Here is a 17,612-nt window from a genome sequence, read left to right as displayed (position 1 = left end):
AAGATTAACTACTTAGTTAGAGTGAATAGCTGAGTGTGGCCAGACAGCTTCGCCCTTCCGATGGAATAAACTGACTATTGTTTAATGCCCATTCATAGTAAGTTTTATCGGCTATATTTTTAAGCACAATGCCCAGTCTCAATCCTGTTTTAAAGCTGTAACTCACATGAGCATCAGCCACAAAATAGGAAGGCAGAAAGATCGTGTTAGTAGCATTGGTGTACGATTTGCTGGAAGAATTGCATGCACCTCCAACGCTAAAGTTCTTCAATGGTCCATCCATAAACAGATAATTAGCCGACGCGAATAAAAGATGTTTTGGAGAATAAACTTGTAGGTTTCCTTTGCGGGTATCTCCCTGCACATAAGGGTTCGATTTAAAATCGCCGTATTCGGCATCTGTAAACGTATAGCCTCCACCCAAGGTAAGCGATTGGATAGGATTAATCTGCGCTTCAATATCAAACCCCTTAGAGTTAACTACTCCTATTTGAGCGTATACTCTTTTGGTTACCTGTGTTCCGTTTTCGTCCACTTTTACTGTAGCGACATTCTCTCGAATATTTTCTTTGTGGATGTAGAATGCGCTGGCAGTAACACGAATGTATTTCTTATAATCGTATCCGAAGCCTCCTTCTGCTTGATAACCTGATTCTGGTTTAAAAATTTCTTCACCGTTGACAGGAGTAAAAACCGTCCCTTCTTTATTCACATAAATATAAGTAGAGTTATAAATATCGCGGTAAGGTTTAAAGAACGTACCCAAAGAACTGTACAAAGAAAAGTTCTCAGTAGGCAGATAAACTGCACCAACCTTGTAGGTGAAAGAGGTATTCTGTGAGGAACTCCAATTCAGATTGTTGCGCAGGTAATCTCGTTGACCGTCGATGGTGTTCGCCGAACCGGCAGCCTGAAATTTGAACAGATCAAGACGACCGGCCAGTAATACTTTTAATTTGTTGCTCAGCTCAATCAAATCCTGGAAATAAAAACCATTGGTCATGTCGCGTCGAGGATTTGCTTTTGAGAAGCGGGTAATGATGGCTCCCTGATTCAATACAGGATTTACCGAAGTCACTGTTGCCAAATAACCCGGTCCTACGACATCCCCGGTATTATATCCGGTATAAGTTGTTCTATCCAGATACATCACAGACCACCCTCCTAGTATCGTATGCTTTAGCCCGGCAATAACAGGAGTCCAGTTTGTTTCCAACTGGTTTTGGTAAGTTGTTGTCATATGCGAGAAGCGCAGGGGCGATGAGCGTTGAATACTATCCAGACAGATATAGGTTTTAACTCCTCCCTGTTCATAATAAGTAGAATAAATAGGTTTTGTTGACGTGAGATAGGTCAGTGTTTCTGTAGAAAAGTAATTGATATCATCTTTGTTTACCGAAAAGATATTAGACATGGATAAGTTATCCGAAAAGATATGGTTGTATTTCAGCAAACCATTATAATTTTTATTCTTTAAAAAGTCGGACGGATCATTGAACCGCTGCTCCCGACTGATAGTCGAAGGAATTGTGCTTTTGGGAGAAACCACACTCCCGGCAATATTTTTCACATCATAGAGCACGGTAGGAATTCCGGCTTCAGTACCGTAAAGATCATTTACATAGCCCGATCTCAGTTCCAATTTATCTTTGGAACTAAGCTTGTAAGCTAATGCTAGGTAGGACGAAAACCGTTTATCGTGGTTATCTCTCCAACCATCCCTGTCGGAGGTTCCAATATCCAGTCGGTACGAAAGCTTTTCGCTCAGACTACCACCCGAACCAAATGTAGCCCGCTTGCTGTTCCAACTCCCGTATGATATAGAGGCATTGGCGTGAAATGCTTCGGTAGGCGCTTTTCGCACAATATTCAGAATGCCGCCCACTGCCGAATGACCATACATCACAGATGCCGGACCTTTGAGGAGTTCGAGACTTTCTACCGATGTCAGGTCCGGCACCGGAGCGCTACTCGAATAATTCATCCGCTCATCGCGCTGTCCGTCAACCATCAGTACCGGAGAACCAAAGCCCCGCATGTAAAACGTTTGAAAACCGCCATAGGTTACTACAGGTTTTACGCCAGTTACATTTTTTAGCGCATCGTTTACATTGTCGATGCCGCGTTGTTCAAAAGTTTTTCTCGAAATACTACTGATAGATACAGGGACATACTTGAGTGGTACGTCAATTTTCATTACTTCCCGTCGTTGTTGTTTACTCGTGACGAGCACTTCATCGATAGAATAAATCGAGTCGGACATGTTTTTTTTCTGCGAGAATGCATTTTTTGGAAAAAAAATAATTGTCAGAATGAGACAAAGCCAAACAATCTTCCCGTTGTTTGAATTTTTTGCGTGTTTTGTTTTTTGTTCTTTCATTGTTATTTAAATTGGTGAAATACAAAATCCCAGATTTATAACAATGGAAAATAAAAACAAACGAAGACACACTAAGAGATGACATACTGGCCTGCTGATTGTTTGCTTTTTTCCCGAAAGCTACAAATCGATATATCGGCAGGTCTTCTGACTTACTCCCGTTATTGAACGCCTTCCCGATGTCAGTGAACAGTAAAACAGTAAACAGTAAACAGTAAAAAAGTCAGATTGACTTCAACTGATAACTGATACCTGATACCTGATAACTGATGCTTCAGTGGCAAAAGTGTTGTTCAATACGTTTTCTTCAATTGTTTATTGTCAATTAAAGAAAGAGTTTACAGCAGCGGGACTGTTCAGGATTTTCACCTGATTCCCTTTTAATCACTTTCTGCGAATGCAGAGAAGTGAACCAAATACGGGTGCAAAGATAAGACTTTTTTTTAAATCCCAGTAGTAAAGTATGTATTATTGGGTAAGTGTTGAAGGTGATATGCAACAAATAAGACTGACAACTACTGTTGCTAAGTAGTTGTCAGTCTTATTGATATGAGGAAAGGAAATATATTGAATAATCGAAAGTTTTATTTTAAACTGATTGATTGTGTGTAGATTTCACCAAAGCGATTGGTTACTTCTATTTTTGCTGTTTTTGTTTCAGGTTTGGGTTGAAATCTGAAAAGATGCAGGGTGTGATATCCTGTTCCCGTGCCATTTTTCATGGTTATGAAATCCTGATCTTCATCTTCGAATTGTTCCATTGAACCTTTGCTAACACCATCCTCATAGTATTTTATCTGGTAACTGCTGTCCCAGTCCCATACATTTGCAACTACATAATTTGCTTGCGTGGCAAATTCGGCCGGTTTATATACACGGAACTGGTAGTTTATGTCTTTACCGGTTGATTTGTAATGCCATTTGATCTCTTTGCCGTTTACGTCAACAATCAGGTAGCCGTTCGGAGCCCCGCAACGATTTACGCCGCCTGCCCACCATGCTCCACAGGCAGCTCCGATATTATGTTCATATATACCCGGTGCAGGCTCTTCGTTCTCGTAGAAATGAGTATGACCTGCAAAGATATGTACCTGATAGCCTTTTAGAATCTCAAAAAGTGCTGCTGCATTTCGGGTATTGCCAGAGCCTTTCGATGTTTTATTGGCAGTGGGAGCATGCAGATTCAGAAAAATAACGGTGCCGGGTTTTACGTATCCGAGGTCTTTTTTTAGCCATTCAAGTTGATCGGGTGTAAATTGCTCGGTGTATTTCTTTCCTGCAAAATAATCAATGTTTTTCATACTGATTATATGTACATTACCCAGATTGAATGAATAATCTACAGGGCCAAAAAAAGATTCGTAGATTTCTTCAGCGTAATTGTTTGTCGGATTTTCTGTGTTGTGCAAATCGTTATATTTCAGGTCGAAATCATGGTTTCCGATGGTGGAAAAGACAGGAACTTTCAGTGAAGAAAGCATAGTTTTGTACAGTGGAAACAGATTCATCTTATCAAAAACATTATCCCCTAAAGTCATTGCATAAATCTCTTTTCCTGCATTTTGTTTTATTGTCGATTTCAGGTCAGTCATTGTTTCACTCTCTAATCTGCTAACATCGCTGCTTGTTTTAACTTGTGGATCGGAGATTGCTATGTAAACAAACTTGTCAGTTTTTTTTATACGTTTGTTTAGTTTGAAATCTCGTCGGTTTACGGCTTCTTTATCCGAGAGTTTTGTAAAATAACTGTTTGCCACGTTCTTCTCAATATCAAAATCAGAAGGTATTGAGATGCTTACGTATTTGTTTCGCGAAAGTTCGGATGGTAGATAATAAATACCGTTTTGGTCGCTGGTGGTGAAATTTTTGCCATCGTTTACTACCACACCTTCTACTGGCTTATTGTTATTGTCCACAATTAAGCCTTTTACAGTCATTCCGGCTTTGTCGCTGATTTGGGTTTTATCGGAGGTGTTGTCAATATTGTTGGTGCTTGCCTGACAATTTAACAACGAAAGATTAAACAGGATAATTAATCCATATATAATGGAAAGTGTACGCTTGTTCATATGTTTTTTTGTTTTGATTAATGATAAATAATTTCTATAGATTTGAATACCTGAAGAATATCGTTGGGATCTTTTGCATTTTTGATGTCATACTCTATTTTTTTTGTGTCATCTTCGTAGCAAAGAAGATTTGCACAATCTAATATGTGACTCATGTTTGCAACTAGAGTTTCTTTGCTTAAAGTTCCATTTTTAAAGAGCTTCTTGTAGTAATTGTTTATCTTACTCACAGCATTAAAAACTGTAGGTTTGACTATTTCTACTGTGCTTCCCGAAAGTCCAACAGTCTGTTCATATACTCGTTTATAATTTTTTAAAAACAAATTCCATTTAATTGAAATTGTATCTCCTAAATAGTGCTCATCTTGAAATGCAGTTTTTATATTGATAGAGTTTCCGTATGATTCGAGAGTATATTTTATATGCGGTTTTATTGCGCTTGATGGGTTAATATCAAGATTATCAGTTTTGTTTTCATTAGTTCTCATTGCCAAATCTCCAGATTGTTGTGCTGAAGAGCTTATGAAAATAAGCAATGAAAATGCTGCAAGAATTATTTTCTTCATAAAAATCAGAGTTAGTTAATGAATTAAAGAAATATTGATTTATTCTGAGAACTTATTGCCAAATAAGTTTTATTGAGAATTCATCGCCTCCCATATTTGCTTTTGCAAGTTGATAATTTTTCATGTTTGTCCGTTGTATAGCCATCGGATATTTAAACCGTTTTGGGATGTCTTTTCCTACAGAAACGCCCACACCCCGTGGTACTTTGGGTAGCCCGGTACGGTTATACTCATACCATGCCTGATAATCGCAAAAGAATAATGCATAATATTTCTGAGTCATTAATTGTTCCAGCGTGCCATTATAAGCTACTGCTGCGTTCGAGAAATAAGTTGCAGGTACAACTCCTCCCCATTGTTCGATAGAGGCTGTCACTCCTTTCTTATAATGATTACCGGCATCAGTCGCGGTCCCGAAACGTTGGTCGTATTCTGCTTTTATTAATTCAAGTTCTGCATACGACATCAATGTTATCTTCATGGGAGCTATTGCTAAAGCTTGTTTTGGCTGAGAGGCATTGATTGATGGAGTAACTGCGTATCCGCTTGGCAGACCAATATACGATTTTACAGTACCATTAGTTGCCTGAGTTGCAAATAGTGCTAATCGCGGATCGTTCCATGTTTTCAGATTCTCAACAAAAAATTCTGACAAGTAGATATAAGCCGTAAAATCTTGCGGACGAGTCATTGGAGCCAACTGAGGATTTACTCCCGATAGAGGAAGAAGTGCAGCGTCAGTGTTTGACTCAAATACAGGATACTTTGTCGGGTTGGTAAGCATTTCAGACAGTTTGTTTTTCGAGTTAAGATCTGATACATTTAATGTACGAAGCAAAGCGCGCATTCTTAAAGAGTTGCAAAATCGTTTCCATTTCACAATTCCGGTTGAAACTCCTGAAGTCAGCGTAGTGTTAGTTCCGTATAATAACTCTCCATCTGCATTGTATTTTAAACCGTTAGCAGTATCGAAAATCATATTGGCAGAATCTAAATCGTTGATGATTTGTTTGTAAACGTCCAACTGATTGTCAAACTTTGGAGTCAAGATACCTTCTCCGCCCCGACAAGCCTCTGTCATAGGAATATCTCCAAATCCATCAGTTAATAGCTGGAATATCCAGCTTCTGAGAGTCATTCCTATGGCGCGGTAATTTGGTTCATTAAGCTTGATTGCCTGTTTCTCCATTTCTTTGATATTGGTTAGCCATTTATAGTAAGTAGACCAACTCCCATCACCTGCAGCATCTTGTATGTTGTACCAACCCACACCGCTAATACTCGACGTTGATACAGTGCCTTGCATCAGTGGAAAAGTGTAGTCGTTATATCTGCTCCAGTTATAAGAAGCCATTTCGTAGAGAACAGGGTTTAATAAAGTGCCCGGATTGGATTGATTTAGCCGGGTTGGGTCGGTATTCAGCTCATCGAAATTGGTGCAAGAGCTGAAAGCTAACGTTATGAGAACGAGTAAAGCTATTTTTTTACTAAGATATTTCATATAAAGCTATTTTTTATCGTATGTGTTGGATTTGAGAACTTATAACATTGATTCAAATTCCAGTTTTATACTAATTTTGTTTGATAATCAGTTAGGTACACAGTATTGTTATTAGAAACTCACACTCAGGTTTACTCCCAGTGTTCGGGTAGAGGGTAATGAGCCGGTTTCAATACCCGGAACTATTGAACTTCCATTTAATGCTACTGTTTCAGGATCGAATAAAGGATAATCGGTTATACATAGCAGGTTTCGTCCATAAACGCCAATAGAAGCTGCAGTCAGAGGAGTTTTCTTGATAATTTTAGCCGGCAACGAATAATCAAATCTGACTTCACGAAGTTTCAGGTATGAACCATCGAAAGAGTTTGTTTCAACGTTTGCTATGCGGTTATACTCTTTATAATATGATTCAACTGTAATAAGCTTACTATTTGGACTGTATGAACCATCGGTATTTTTTACAACGCCCGGAGCTACCATATAAATGCCTCCTGATTGAGTTAATGCTGGGTTCCCTGTAATGCGCGGATCGTCGCCTGCTATATAATACTGAGAGCCTGGTGTACGTCCGTTCAGAGTATAGGCTAGTTTTCCTTGTTCTGTCATTTTGTGGAAAGACTGTGAATAAATCAACCCACCAAGTTGTCCGTCTATTTGGAAACTGAATCTAAATCCTTTGTATGTAAATTCGTTGGACATTCCTGCTTTCCACGATGGATAGGCGGAACCTACGTATTCTATTTCGCTTCCACGCAATGGTAGACCATCTGCTCCGATAACTACATCTCCATTTGGATTCCGAACCAGTTTATATCCCCACAAATCAGCAGTGGTTCCTCCAACGGTTCCTATCAGAGAAGCGCTACCAATATTGGAGATTAGTTGATTTTCGTCAGATCCTTCTGCTAACGAAAGAATTTTGTTGTAGTTTTTTGACCAATTCAGGTTTGCTTTCCAAACGAAATCTTTTGTTTTCACCGGGATTGCAGTTAATTCAACCTCAATGCCCTGATTTCGAACTGTTCCGGAATTAATTGTAGCCCGGGAATAGCCAGTCGTCGGATCTAACGGAGCATCTAAAATCTGGTTCTTGGTTTTATTGCTATAATACGCCAAATCTATAGCTAAACGATTTTTAAACATTCTGAAATCTATTCCGGTTTCGTAATTGGTTGATATCTCCGGTTTAAAGTTTTGATTGAATAATGTTGAAGCTACTGTTACGGAGCCCGGAAAATTGCCGGTGTTATAATAACTTGAAGTTTTATAAGGATCAGTATCGTTACCAACTTGCGCCCATGAAGCTCTTAGTTTTAAAAGGCTAATTGCTGAGGGTAACTCGACTAGTTCATTTACAAGTATGCTGGTTGTAACCGATGGGTAAAAGAAGGATCTGTTTTGAGCCGGCAGTGTAGATGACCAATCATTTCGGCCTGTTACATCCAGAAATAATTTGTTTTGATATGCAAAATTGGCGGTGAAGTATAAGCTGTTAATGGCTTTTTTTCTGATGTTAGTTGATACCACAGCATTTGATGCCCCGTTAGCCAGCATATATATGCCCGGAGTTATCAATCCGATAACAGCTGACGAAAGTGCATCGTAGTATCTATACATTACATTTCCTCCCACAGAAGTATTTACCGTAAGACCATTGCTGTACGAATCATGGAACGTTAGTAAAGCATCTGTATTTAATTCATAGTCAAATACATTTTGCTTTTTAAAGTAACCGTTTCCATATACTACATCACTCACTGTTCTGTGTTGCTCTTGGATATCATTAGTCAACTGAATTGCAGAACGAACCTGAAATTCAAATCTGTTGGACAATTCCAGATTGGCTGTAAGCGAAGAAGCGCTACTGTATTTCTTTGATGGATTTTCGTTTTCGTATAATGTAACATAGGGATTACCGATGAATGAACTATAAGGTTGTAGCTGTTTTGATTTCTCTAAACCTGTTCTCCACATTGGGCGTAGCCAGCTTAAGTCTACATTGGGATTTTGGAAAATCAAAAAGTACGAAATGGAATTACTATTATAACCCAGGGCAGGAACATTATCCGTTGTTCGGTAAGTTTGCGAAGTTTTTAATGCGACCTTTAACCGCCTTGAAACTTGTTGTTGTGCCGAAACACTGGCTACAAAACGTTGAAATCCGGTGTTTGGTAATATCCATTCATTTTTTGTATGAGTAAGGGATACACGCATCGATCCTTTATCTCCTTTGCCCGTTATTGCAACAGAATTTGTAAGCGTGTATCCTGTCTGAAATAAGCCGCTCCGATTGTCTTTGTAAGGTATCCAGGGAGTTGCAGTAGTAGATCTTGTTTGAGTAATAGGATCAAATTGATAATATAATTGATCAGGATTGAAGGCTGCTCCATAAGCACTACTGGTGCCACTGGTAGATGAGTTTCCGTCAGGGGCCGCTCCATAAGAATAGTATAATTTTCCTGCATATTCGGTTCCTACTTTGCCTATGTTACTTGGAAGTCCTTGTCCAAATTCGTACTGATAATCTGGGAAATGAGCAGCATCTTCTGTGCTTATATTGGACGTAAATGTTACTCCCAATCCTTTATTTGCATTGCTGCCGGATTTGGTTGTAACCATAATTACCCCGTTGGCTGCACGCGTACCGTATAAAGCTGTAGCGCTAGCTCCTTTTAGTACTTGGATATTCTCTATATCGTTAGGATTTATATCCGAGAAGCCATTTCCATAATCAACGGATAGTTCTGCTGCACTTCCTGCACCATAAGCTACTCCGGGGTTACTTTGTGGGCTGCTCATAGGCACGCCATCTACAATAATTAGCGCATTATTTCCACCAACATTTAAGGATACATCACCTCGCAATGAAACCCTGGTGGATGAAAGCGGACCTCCGGGAGACATTACTGACAACCCGGCTACCTTTCCATTAAGTGCTGACGACCAGTTGCTTTGATTTGTATTTGCAATTTCATCTCCCCCAACGCTGCGGGTAGAATATCCTAATCCTTTTTCTTCACGTTTTATACCTAAAGCTGTAACTACTACATTATCCAGTTCTGTTGAGTTATCGGACAAGGATACGTTGAGGTAAGTGTCATTGAATTTCACCTCTTGACTTTTGTACCCAATATAGCTGAATGTAAGAATAGATCCGTGCTTTAGAGTTTTGCTCGTTTGGAATGAAAACTCTCCCTGTGCATTGCTGGCAGCACCTTCGGCAGAGTTTTTGACTACTATAGTGGCTCCTATTAAAGGATCCCCTTTACTATCGGTAACCTTGCCCTTAATAGTAGATTGCGCATATCCAATAACCTGAAATGCGACGAACGAAAGTAACAATACAAACTTTTTTGCCTTAAATAATTTTTTTAAATCAGTCATAAATTCTTATAATGTTTATTTGCTCACAAAATAAGATGATTTAAGTTTCATTAAGGTTACATTCTTGTTATGCAATGATTACTAAGCTGTGAATATTGTGTACAGATTTATATGTGAAGTAAATTAACGACTATATTTTTAGATATATGTAACCTTCTGTTGTATAAATCATTATGATGATTTGGCTAGTTATTTGCTCCATTAATCTTTGAGGTGCTTGCGCCTGATAGGATAGAGTATGAGAGGGAAATTGTCTGAATAGTTTGTTTTCGGCCTTATTATTGATAGAGAAAGTGCTGATAATTCGGAGCAAGTTGGGACGAAATAAAAGAGTATTACTTGTAATGAACACCCTCTGTTTTTATAAATTTTGAATAAAATCTGCTATTTTTTGAAACAGAAATAGATTATTTTACAGATTGATTTCTGGTATATTTTCTCTTTCTAATTATTTGATAACCGATACCAAACAAAAGTAATAATGTTAGTGGGGTCAAAACATTGGTAAGTTGCCAGAAAAGTCTGTCCTCGCTTATGATTTTTTTATTGAGTAGTCTTAACTTGATAGTGCGTGAGCGCAATTGCATCCAGCCATCGTTATCGGCAAGGAATAGTACTGCATTTTGGACAAAATCCTTGTTGCCAAACTGTTGATTCATGTATCTGTCAAAGCCTAATGGAATTGAAGCACTGTCTTTTCTGGAAACTTCATTTCTTACAATATCACCATCTGCAACAACGATTTGTCTGGTTCTAACACTTTGTTTTAGTGTAGGTGTGGTATTGGCCAATCCCTTTGGAGTCATTCTGTTGGCAAAATCCGAATCAAAAATACCTTCCATCGAAACAGCTACCGGAACATAAGCACCGCTGAAGTATGTTTTATCGTTTTCTTTAATTTTTTGACTTAAATCAATGGTTGTAGGTGTGCCAATGATGTGGGTATTGTCCGAGGTGGCCAGTAGTAATTGATAATCTACCTGCTTGTTGTTACCAACAACATCAATTCCGGAACAGAATTCTGAACGCACTTCGGTGATGTTTCGACTTACAGGATGTTCGGGCGAAGCCAATAATAACGGCGCAAAATACCAGGGAGTCGGTTCGAATTGAGGAGATGCATTGGCTGGTGCAATATTAACAGGTACGCTAGCACATTGCACGTCCTGGAGTAGGATGGAGTTTATGCGAATGCCATATCTGAAAAGCTGGTCATTGAGGTTTAAGTCCAGTTCAATGGCCGGCGAAAGTCCGATTGTAGATAGGTTTTCCTTTGAGATTCTTACACCATCGAGCAACCAGAGGACTCTTCCTCCGTTCATAATATATTGGTCTATAATGTATTTGTCGGATTCACTAAATGGTTTTATGGGTTTCGCAATTATCACAACTTTATAATCATTCAGTACTGCGGCATTGCTGGCTAGAGTGCCACGATCAATCTGAAAATAACGGCTCAGAGATTTGCTGATGTCATAGGTTTCCGCTTCAGTGAGTTCGCCGTGCCCCTCAAGAAATGCAATTTTCTTTACATCTTTATTGACTAATCTGCGGATACCATCTGTAATCTCAAATTCCAGATTCTCAATGGAAATATTTAAATTTTCGGCTCCGGAATTTCCCAAAATGTTTTTCAATAGGCAAACCGGGATTTTTTTTCCATTTGAGCTGATCTCAATCCATGGAAAAATAATTTTCTGAATAGATTTTCCTTCTTTATCTCTTTCGTAAACAGCGGTCGGAGTTAGTCCGTTGTTCATCAATTGTGTATATCTTTTTTCTCGTTCTTCAGGAGAATCTGCTAATGAAGGGTTTTCGTATTTGATACTGATGTTTTTGCCGGCATAAACAGATAATTCTTCGAGTAGCTCAACCGTTGATTTCTTCAGTCGTTGAAATCCTGGGTTTAAGTCACCATCAAGGTAAACCACCACCTCAAGCGGAGATTCTATTTTTTCCATCAGGTTTTTAGTCTGACTGCTCACGCTATATCGCTTGTCGGTTGTAAGGTCGAGGCGAAAAAAATAAAAATATGAAAGTATGATGACTGTCAGAAGAAGAATCAATAAGAGTAGATTTTTTCGATTTCGAATGGTCATATAATGATGTGTTGAGTCTTTAAGTTTAATTGTGAGGTAAATAGAAGTTAATAATTTGATAAAGTACCCCGATTTTATCATTGGCAAAGATAATCATTTTTGGAACTGTTTTAATTTAAAAATCCAACAAAAAAAGCAAAATTGAAATGCAGCTGCGAGACTTGTCCAAACTAAAGTGCTTAAGTGAAAAAATGCGGGTGTAAAGAGCTTGAAACACAATATTCATTTTTGTGCCTTAAAAAAACTTATTTATAAATGATGCCTCAGTTGCTTATTGAAAGGGTGGATTTATTTTATTATCTTTGCAAATCGGTATAAAAAACAGTTGCTTAAGTCAATAATTTTGACATTCAGAGAGTTGGCTTTTTCTGACTGGAAGAATTTAAACTGATGAAAATCGGTATAAATTTTTGTGTCTGTATATTTAATCTCACGTTCATTTCTAATAAATCCTTTCTATATGGGTAGAATAATCTCGTTGGCAAACCAAAAGGGTGGTGTAGGAAAAACCACAACTGCAATTAATTTAGCAGCGTCTTTGGCTTCGCTTGGAAAAAAAGTATTGCTTATTGATGCCGATCCTCAGGCTAATGCCTCATCGGGTTTGGGCGTAGATATCAGAACGCTTGAGTTTACCATCTATGAGTGTTTAATAGATAATGTACCGCCGGCTCAGGCAATACATCAAACCGATGTAGAGAACTTATATATTTTACCTTCTCACATCGACTTGGTTGGGGCTGAAATTGAAATGTTGAACATGGACAACAGAGAGCGGGTGATGGAGAATATCCTGACTCCATTGAAATCGTCTTATGATTATTTGTTGATTGATTGTTCTCCGTCTCTGGGTCTGATAACTGTCAATGCACTAACAGCATCAGATTCTGTTATTATTCCGGTTCAATGTGAGTACTTTGCATTGGAGGGAATTAGCAAACTGTTAAATACAATCAAGATTATAAAGAGCAAACTAAATACTGCATTAGAAATTGAGGGCTTCTTGCTGACAATGTACGATAATAGATTACGCTTGGCTAATCAAGTCTATGCAGAAGTAAGAAAACATTTCGAGGGAATGGTATTCGAATCGGTTATAACCCGTAATGTGCGCTTAAGTGAGGCTCCCAGTCACGGAAAACCGGTTTTGCTGTATGATGCAGAATCGAAAGGTTCAACCAATTATATGGACTTAGCTAAGGAATTGATTGCAAAAAACAAAAAGGTTAATTGATTAGCCTACAAAGAAATAAATTAATAAAAGCTGCGTTTCGTAAAACAGAGTATGGCAAAAAATATAACAGGTTTAGGAAGAGGTTTGGGTGCTTTGATTGATACTGAGAATATTAGTACAAGCGGATCATCGTCTATCAGCGAAGTGGAAATGCATTTGGTTTTTGCAAATCCGAATCAACCCAGAACTTATTTTGATGAAGATGCCCTGAGTGAACTGGCTGCTTCAATTCGCGAATTAGGTGTTATTTCGCCAATAACACTGCGTAAGAATGATGATGGTACATACTTAATTATTGCCGGTGAACGCAGATTTAGGGCATCAAAGCAAGTTGGACTAAAAACCATCCCGGCTTACGTAAAAACGGCTGCCGATGAACAGGTGATGGAAATGGCGCTGATTGAAAATATTCAGCGTGAAGATTTAAATGCTATTGAAATTGCTTTGACTTTCTATCGTTTGATGGAGGAATACAAGTTGACTCAGGAACGTTTGAGTGAAAGGGTTGGAAAGAAACGCGCTACGATTGCTAATTATTTGCGGTTGCTTCGATTGCCTGCCGAAATTCAAATGGGAATTAAGGATAAGAAAATCGATATGGGACATGCCCGTGCTATCTTAGGATTGAACGATCCTGCAGTACAATTGCATTTGTATGAATCGATTATTCAAAATGATTATACAGTGCGTAAGGTTGAGGAACTTGTACGCTTATTCTTAGAAACAGGTAGTTTAGACACTAAACCTAAATCGGGTGGGGGAAATCCGGTGACTAAACTTAAAGAGTTTGATGAACTGCAGACTCAATTGAGTAATGTTTTTGGGACTAAAGTTCAGTTTCTCTGCAACTCGGATGGTAAAGGCAAAATTTCAATTCCTTTTGCCAGCGATGAAGAGTTGGCGCGTATTATGGAATTATTCGACAAAATTTAATGTTGTTTTTGTGTATAAATACCTAAGCATACTTATTCTTTTTATTTTTCTGATATCGGAAAGTGCAATGGCACAGGCTGATACTATAAGCACTCGATTGCCTATAGATACGGTTGCACGGTTAATTGAGAAACAAGCTGTTCCGCTTGTAAACAATGTAACGCTGACAAAGGATTCAACAAAATTGAAAGCCTTTAAACCAAATCCATCTAAGGTTGTTTGGATGGCAGCTATTATTCCTGGTTATGGGCAAATATTGAATAAGAAATATTGGAAATTGCCCATCGTATATGGCGCCTTTCTTGGTTGTGCTTATGCGATTTCATGGAATTCAACGCAGTATAATTCGTATAGAAATGCTTATCTGGATATAAATAAGTATAATACGAGTGATATTAATTATAAGAATGCTATAGACAAGGATAAAAGTAAAGTTAGTTTTTATCAAATTTTGCCTAAAGGGCGTACTATTGAAGTAGATTATCGGGGTTATTCTGAATACGAAAAAACCTTGAATACTGCTCAGAGCGCTTTCAGACGATACAGAGATTTGAGTATAATTGCAGCAATTGGTTGTTACGCATTGTCAATTGTAGATGCTTATGTTGATGCTCAGTTGTACGATTTTGATATCAGTCCTGACCTGTCTATGCGTTTTCAGCCGATAATGATAAAAAACGGCTACAATAATACATTTGCAATGCAGTGTAGTTTTAATTTTTAGTAAGTTGATTTATAAAGATATATATATTTAAGATGAGGTTTCAAATACTGTTTTCAACCGTTTTACTCTTTCTAATTAGTTCAACATGTGTTCATTCACAGGTTAAAAGTAATGCGCATAAAGATAAGTCGGCTAATGAGTTGGTGTTTGATTCCACATTGACTGTTCCGTTGGAATTTGATAATACGTTGGATTATATGCTCCAATCGTGGGTTATACAACGAGCCAGCACATTAAATTGTAACTCAAGTGATAATGTTGTAGCTGTTCCTGATTCAGTTTACAAACTCAGGTTATCCAAAATGCCATGTTTGATGGAAATGCCGTATAATCCTAATGTACGTTCGTTCATTGAATTATACACTGTTCGTAAACGTCATCAGGTAGAGTATATGCTTGGAATGAGTAATTATTACTTCCCATTATTTGAGCAGGTGCTTGGTGCAAATAATTTACCACTGGAACTAAAGTATCTTTCAATTATTGAATCGGCTCTAAATACCACTATTGTTTCCAGAATGGGAGCTGCGGGTTTATGGCAGTTGATGATTGGCACCGGTCGCATGTATGGGCTTGAAATAAACAGTTTGGTAGATGAAAGACTTTCGCCGGTAAAAGCTACAAATGCTGCTGCTAAATTTTTGAAGGATTTGTATGCCATTTATGGTGATTGGAACCTTGTTATAGCATCCTATAATTGTGGTCCCGGAAATATAAATAAAGCTATACGACGTGCTGGAGGAAAGCGCGATTACTGGGCTATATATCCTTATTTGCCCAGAGAAACCCGAGGTTATGTCCCTATTTTTATAGCGGCTAATTATTCCTTACATTATGCTTCTCAGCACAATTTATGTCCAGCCATTGTAAATATGCCAACGTTGACAGATACAGTTATGGTACATCAACGCATACATCTCGAACAGGTTGCAAACGTACTTAATCTTCCGATTGATGAAGTTCGCCTACTTAATCCGCAATATAAAAAAGACATAATTCCGGGCGATATCAAGCCTTATGCCTTGTGCCTGCCTTTGAACTCCATTAATGCATTTATTGCTAAATTCAACGAAGTGGTTTCTTATAAGGCTGATGAACTGATTAATAACCGTCGTGGCGAAATTGAAATTATTCAGGCCGCAGCTACTATAACTCCCGGAGGATCCGGAAGGGTAACGTATCATAAGGTTAAATCTGGTCAGACCTTAAGTGATGTAGCTGACAAATATGGCGTTTCTTTGAAGAAATTAAAGAAATGGAATAACATCAAAGGATCAAAAATTGTGATAGGTCAGAAACTGAAGATTATTAAATAATTGACTTACGAGAAATATGGAAAAGCTTTTTTATTCCATCTCTGAAGTTGCCAAAATGTTCGGCATCAATCAATCAAACCTACGTTTTTGGGAGAAAGAATTTAAACAACTTAATCCTAAACGAAACGATAAGGGAACGCGATTTTATACTCCGGATGATATCCAAACTATCAAGCAGATCATTTATCTGACTACAGAACAAAAACTGACTTTAGATGGTGCACGGCGTAAGCTGAGTCAAAAGAAAGATACTATAGCAAAGCAGCAGGAAGTTGTAGAACGTCTTAAAGCTATCAGAAAAGAGCTGATAGGAATTTCCAATGCACTTTAGTGATTTTTTTTTTTGTTTCTGAATGAAAATCTACTCCTGATAATTGCCTCTTAGGGGGTAATCCGCTATTTTCTTCTACTAATTTATCTACTCGCTAATTTCTTTTATAGAGAACTTATGATATCTTATTTTTAATTTATTCTGTGAGGAGTAATATCTTTTTAGCTCAATTATACCTTAACCATAAAATTATGGGAAATATAGAACAAGAAAAGCTTACAGTTCATAAGATGATAAGCCTATATTGTCGAAAAAAGCATCGAACTGTTCACTTATGTGAGGATTGTTCTTTACTAATGCAATATGCAATAGAGAGATTGTCTAAATGCCCGTTTGGAGATGAGAAAGGAAAATGTGCCAACTGCACTATACATTGCTACAAACCGGATTTTCGATTGAAGATAAAGGAAGTAATGAGGTTCTCGGGGCCAAGGATGCTTTTATACCATCCTCTCGATTTTTTGAATCATATCAAAAAAAACAGACTTTGAAGAATTAACTTCAAAGTCTGTTTTTTTATAAAATAAATATGGCTTATTTTAAAGCTAATTTTTTCTTAACCAGTGCAGTTACATCATTTGATTTTGGAGATTGATAGATGATACTTTGTGCTCCAAGATCGAAAATATAAAGATATCCATTTTCAGCACCAACTTCATTAATTGCTTTTTTGACTTTTTCAATTACGGGAGCAAATAAATCCTGTGATTTTTTTTGTAAATCAGTCTGAGCATTTTGGCCTGTAGTACTAATACGTTGTTCCATTTCTGCAATTTCGCTTTGACGAGCTTGTTTGATGCTCTCAGGCATAGTCGCTTGTTTTTCCTGATATTCTTTTGTTTTTGCAAAATATTCTTCACGCATTTTCGCAATTTCTTTTTCCCATTGAGCTTGTAAATCACTAATGGTTTTTTCGATTGTGGTGCGTTCAGGCATTAACGATAGAATCTCCTGAGAATTGATGTGACCTAATTTTACTTCCTGTGCCATTAAACTGAAAGGAAGAGCGCAAAGCACTAATAAAGCAATTTTCTTAAACATATTATTTTTATTTTGAGTTTTATTTATTTGA

General features: G+C 37.8%; 13 protein-coding genes and 1 riboswitch. Of the genes, 6 read left to right on the top strand and 7 right to left on the bottom strand.

The annotated features are described in order from the left end of the window. Positions 1–16: 16 nt before the first annotated feature. The 6 genes from PALPR_RS07295 to gldG all read right to left on the bottom strand — a co-directional run bounded on the left by PALPR_RS07295 (position 17) and on the right by gldG (position 12,002). The gene (locus PALPR_RS07295; RefSeq protein WP_171805029.1) at positions 17–2,263 is read right to left on the bottom strand and encodes a TonB-dependent receptor; all 2,247 of its coding nucleotides are present in this window, start codon (positions 2,261–2,263) and stop codon (positions 17–19) included. Between the two features lie 236 nt (positions 2,264–2,499). After that, positions 2,500–2,812, bottom strand: a riboswitch (cobalamin riboswitch). Positions 2,813–2,964: 152 nt separating this feature from the next. After that, positions 2,965–4,449 carry a calcineurin-like phosphoesterase C-terminal domain-containing protein gene (locus PALPR_RS07290; RefSeq protein WP_013444972.1) on the bottom strand — a complete coding sequence of 495 codons (1,485 nt, stop codon included), beginning with the start codon at positions 4,447–4,449 and terminating at the stop codon, positions 2,965–2,967. 17 nt (positions 4,450–4,466) lie between these two features. Continuing rightward, complete coding sequence (locus PALPR_RS07285; RefSeq protein WP_013444971.1) at positions 4,467–5,015, bottom strand: hypothetical protein; 549 nt, start codon at positions 5,013–5,015, stop codon at positions 4,467–4,469. Positions 5,016–5,067: 52 nt separating this feature from the next. Then, entirely contained in the window at positions 5,068–6,516 is a 1,449-nt protein-coding gene (locus PALPR_RS07280; RefSeq protein WP_013444970.1) for a SusD/RagB family nutrient-binding outer membrane lipoprotein, read from the bottom strand. Positions 6,517–6,627: 111 nt separating this feature from the next. Next, positions 6,628–9,903, bottom strand: coding sequence for a SusC/RagA family TonB-linked outer membrane protein (locus PALPR_RS07275; RefSeq protein ID WP_013444969.1), 3,276 nt, complete (start codon positions 9,901–9,903; stop codon positions 6,628–6,630). Between the two features lie 407 nt (positions 9,904–10,310). Beyond that, positions 10,311–12,002 (bottom strand): gliding motility-associated ABC transporter substrate-binding protein GldG, encoded by a 1,692-nt coding sequence (gene gldG / locus PALPR_RS07270; RefSeq protein WP_041620782.1) that lies wholly within the window; start codon positions 12,000–12,002, stop codon positions 10,311–10,313. Positions 12,003–12,462: 460 nt separating this feature from the next. Here gldG and PALPR_RS07265 point away from each other — a divergent pair, with 460 nt between their 5' ends. From PALPR_RS07265 to PALPR_RS15670, 6 genes are all read left to right on the top strand, one after another. Next, positions 12,463–13,236 (top strand): ParA family protein, encoded by a 774-nt coding sequence (locus tag PALPR_RS07265; protein WP_013444967.1) that lies wholly within the window; start codon positions 12,463–12,465, stop codon positions 13,234–13,236. A 51-nt stretch (positions 13,237–13,287) separates the two neighbouring features. Then, positions 13,288–14,169: a ParB/RepB/Spo0J family partition protein gene (locus PALPR_RS07260; protein WP_013444966.1), complete on the top strand. Its 882-nt coding sequence runs from the start codon at positions 13,288–13,290 to the stop codon at positions 14,167–14,169. 10 nt (positions 14,170–14,179) lie between these two features. Then, positions 14,180–14,893 (top strand): DUF5683 domain-containing protein, encoded by a 714-nt coding sequence (locus PALPR_RS07255; RefSeq protein WP_148226439.1) that lies wholly within the window; start codon positions 14,180–14,182, stop codon positions 14,891–14,893. Positions 14,894–14,925: 32 nt separating this feature from the next. Next, positions 14,926–16,209: a lytic transglycosylase domain-containing protein gene (locus tag PALPR_RS07250; RefSeq protein WP_013444964.1), complete on the top strand. Its 1,284-nt coding sequence runs from the start codon at positions 14,926–14,928 to the stop codon at positions 16,207–16,209. A 16-nt stretch (positions 16,210–16,225) separates the two neighbouring features. Further along, on the top strand, positions 16,226–16,540 hold the full coding sequence (locus tag PALPR_RS07245) for a MerR family transcriptional regulator (RefSeq protein ID WP_013444963.1): 315 nt from the start codon (positions 16,226–16,228) through the stop codon (positions 16,538–16,540). Between the two features lie 191 nt (positions 16,541–16,731). Next, positions 16,732–17,031 (top strand): nitrous oxide-stimulated promoter family protein, encoded by a 300-nt coding sequence (locus PALPR_RS15670; protein ID WP_083807190.1) that lies wholly within the window; start codon positions 16,732–16,734, stop codon positions 17,029–17,031. A 43-nt stretch (positions 17,032–17,074) separates the two neighbouring features. On the opposite strand, the gene PALPR_RS07240 is transcribed toward PALPR_RS15670, so the two are convergent. Continuing rightward, complete coding sequence (locus PALPR_RS07240) at positions 17,075–17,581, bottom strand: OmpH/Skp family outer membrane protein (RefSeq protein WP_013444961.1); 507 nt, start codon at positions 17,579–17,581, stop codon at positions 17,075–17,077. Between the last annotated feature and the right edge of the window lie 31 nt (positions 17,582–17,612).

Origin of the sequence: Paludibacter propionicigenes WB4 (assembly GCF_000183135.1) — a bacterium.
In the GTDB taxonomy this organism is placed as follows: Bacteria; Bacteroidota; Bacteroidia; order Bacteroidales; family Paludibacteraceae; genus Paludibacter; species Paludibacter propionicigenes.
The sequence above is the reverse complement of the archived record's forward strand: the minus strand, read 5'-3'. Positions and strand labels throughout refer to the sequence as shown.

What these genes read in the sequence shown, in the direction of transcription:
- PALPR_RS07240 (WP_013444961.1), bottom strand. Translation starts at nt 17,581, where the DNA reads ATGTTTAAGAAAATTGCTTTATTAGTGCTTTGCGCTCTTCCTTTCAGT.
- PALPR_RS07265 (WP_013444967.1), top strand. Translation starts at nt 12,463, where the DNA reads ATGGGTAGAATAATCTCGTTGGCAAACCAAAAGGGTGGTGTAGGAAAA.
- PALPR_RS07250 (WP_013444964.1), top strand. Translation starts at nt 14,926, where the DNA reads ATGAGGTTTCAAATACTGTTTTCAACCGTTTTACTCTTTCTAATTAGT.
- PALPR_RS07290 (WP_013444972.1), bottom strand. Translation starts at nt 4,449, where the DNA reads ATGAACAAGCGTACACTTTCCATTATATATGGATTAATTATCCTGTTT.
- PALPR_RS07295 (WP_171805029.1), bottom strand. Translation starts at nt 2,263, where the DNA reads ATGTCCGACTCGATTTATTCTATCGATGAAGTGCTCGTCACGAGTAAA.
- PALPR_RS07285 (WP_013444971.1), bottom strand. Translation starts at nt 5,015, where the DNA reads ATGAAGAAAATAATTCTTGCAGCATTTTCATTGCTTATTTTCATAAGC.
- gldG (WP_041620782.1), bottom strand. Translation starts at nt 12,002, where the DNA reads ATGACCATTCGAAATCGAAAAAATCTACTCTTATTGATTCTTCTTCTG.
- PALPR_RS07275 (WP_013444969.1), bottom strand. Translation starts at nt 9,903, where the DNA reads ATGACTGATTTAAAAAAATTATTTAAGGCAAAAAAGTTTGTATTGTTA.
- PALPR_RS07245 (WP_013444963.1), top strand. Translation starts at nt 16,226, where the DNA reads ATGGAAAAGCTTTTTTATTCCATCTCTGAAGTTGCCAAAATGTTCGGC.
- PALPR_RS07280 (WP_013444970.1), bottom strand. Translation starts at nt 6,516, where the DNA reads ATGAAATATCTTAGTAAAAAAATAGCTTTACTCGTTCTCATAACGTTA.
- PALPR_RS07260 (WP_013444966.1), top strand. Translation starts at nt 13,288, where the DNA reads ATGGCAAAAAATATAACAGGTTTAGGAAGAGGTTTGGGTGCTTTGATT.
- PALPR_RS15670 (WP_083807190.1), top strand. Translation starts at nt 16,732, where the DNA reads ATGGGAAATATAGAACAAGAAAAGCTTACAGTTCATAAGATGATAAGC.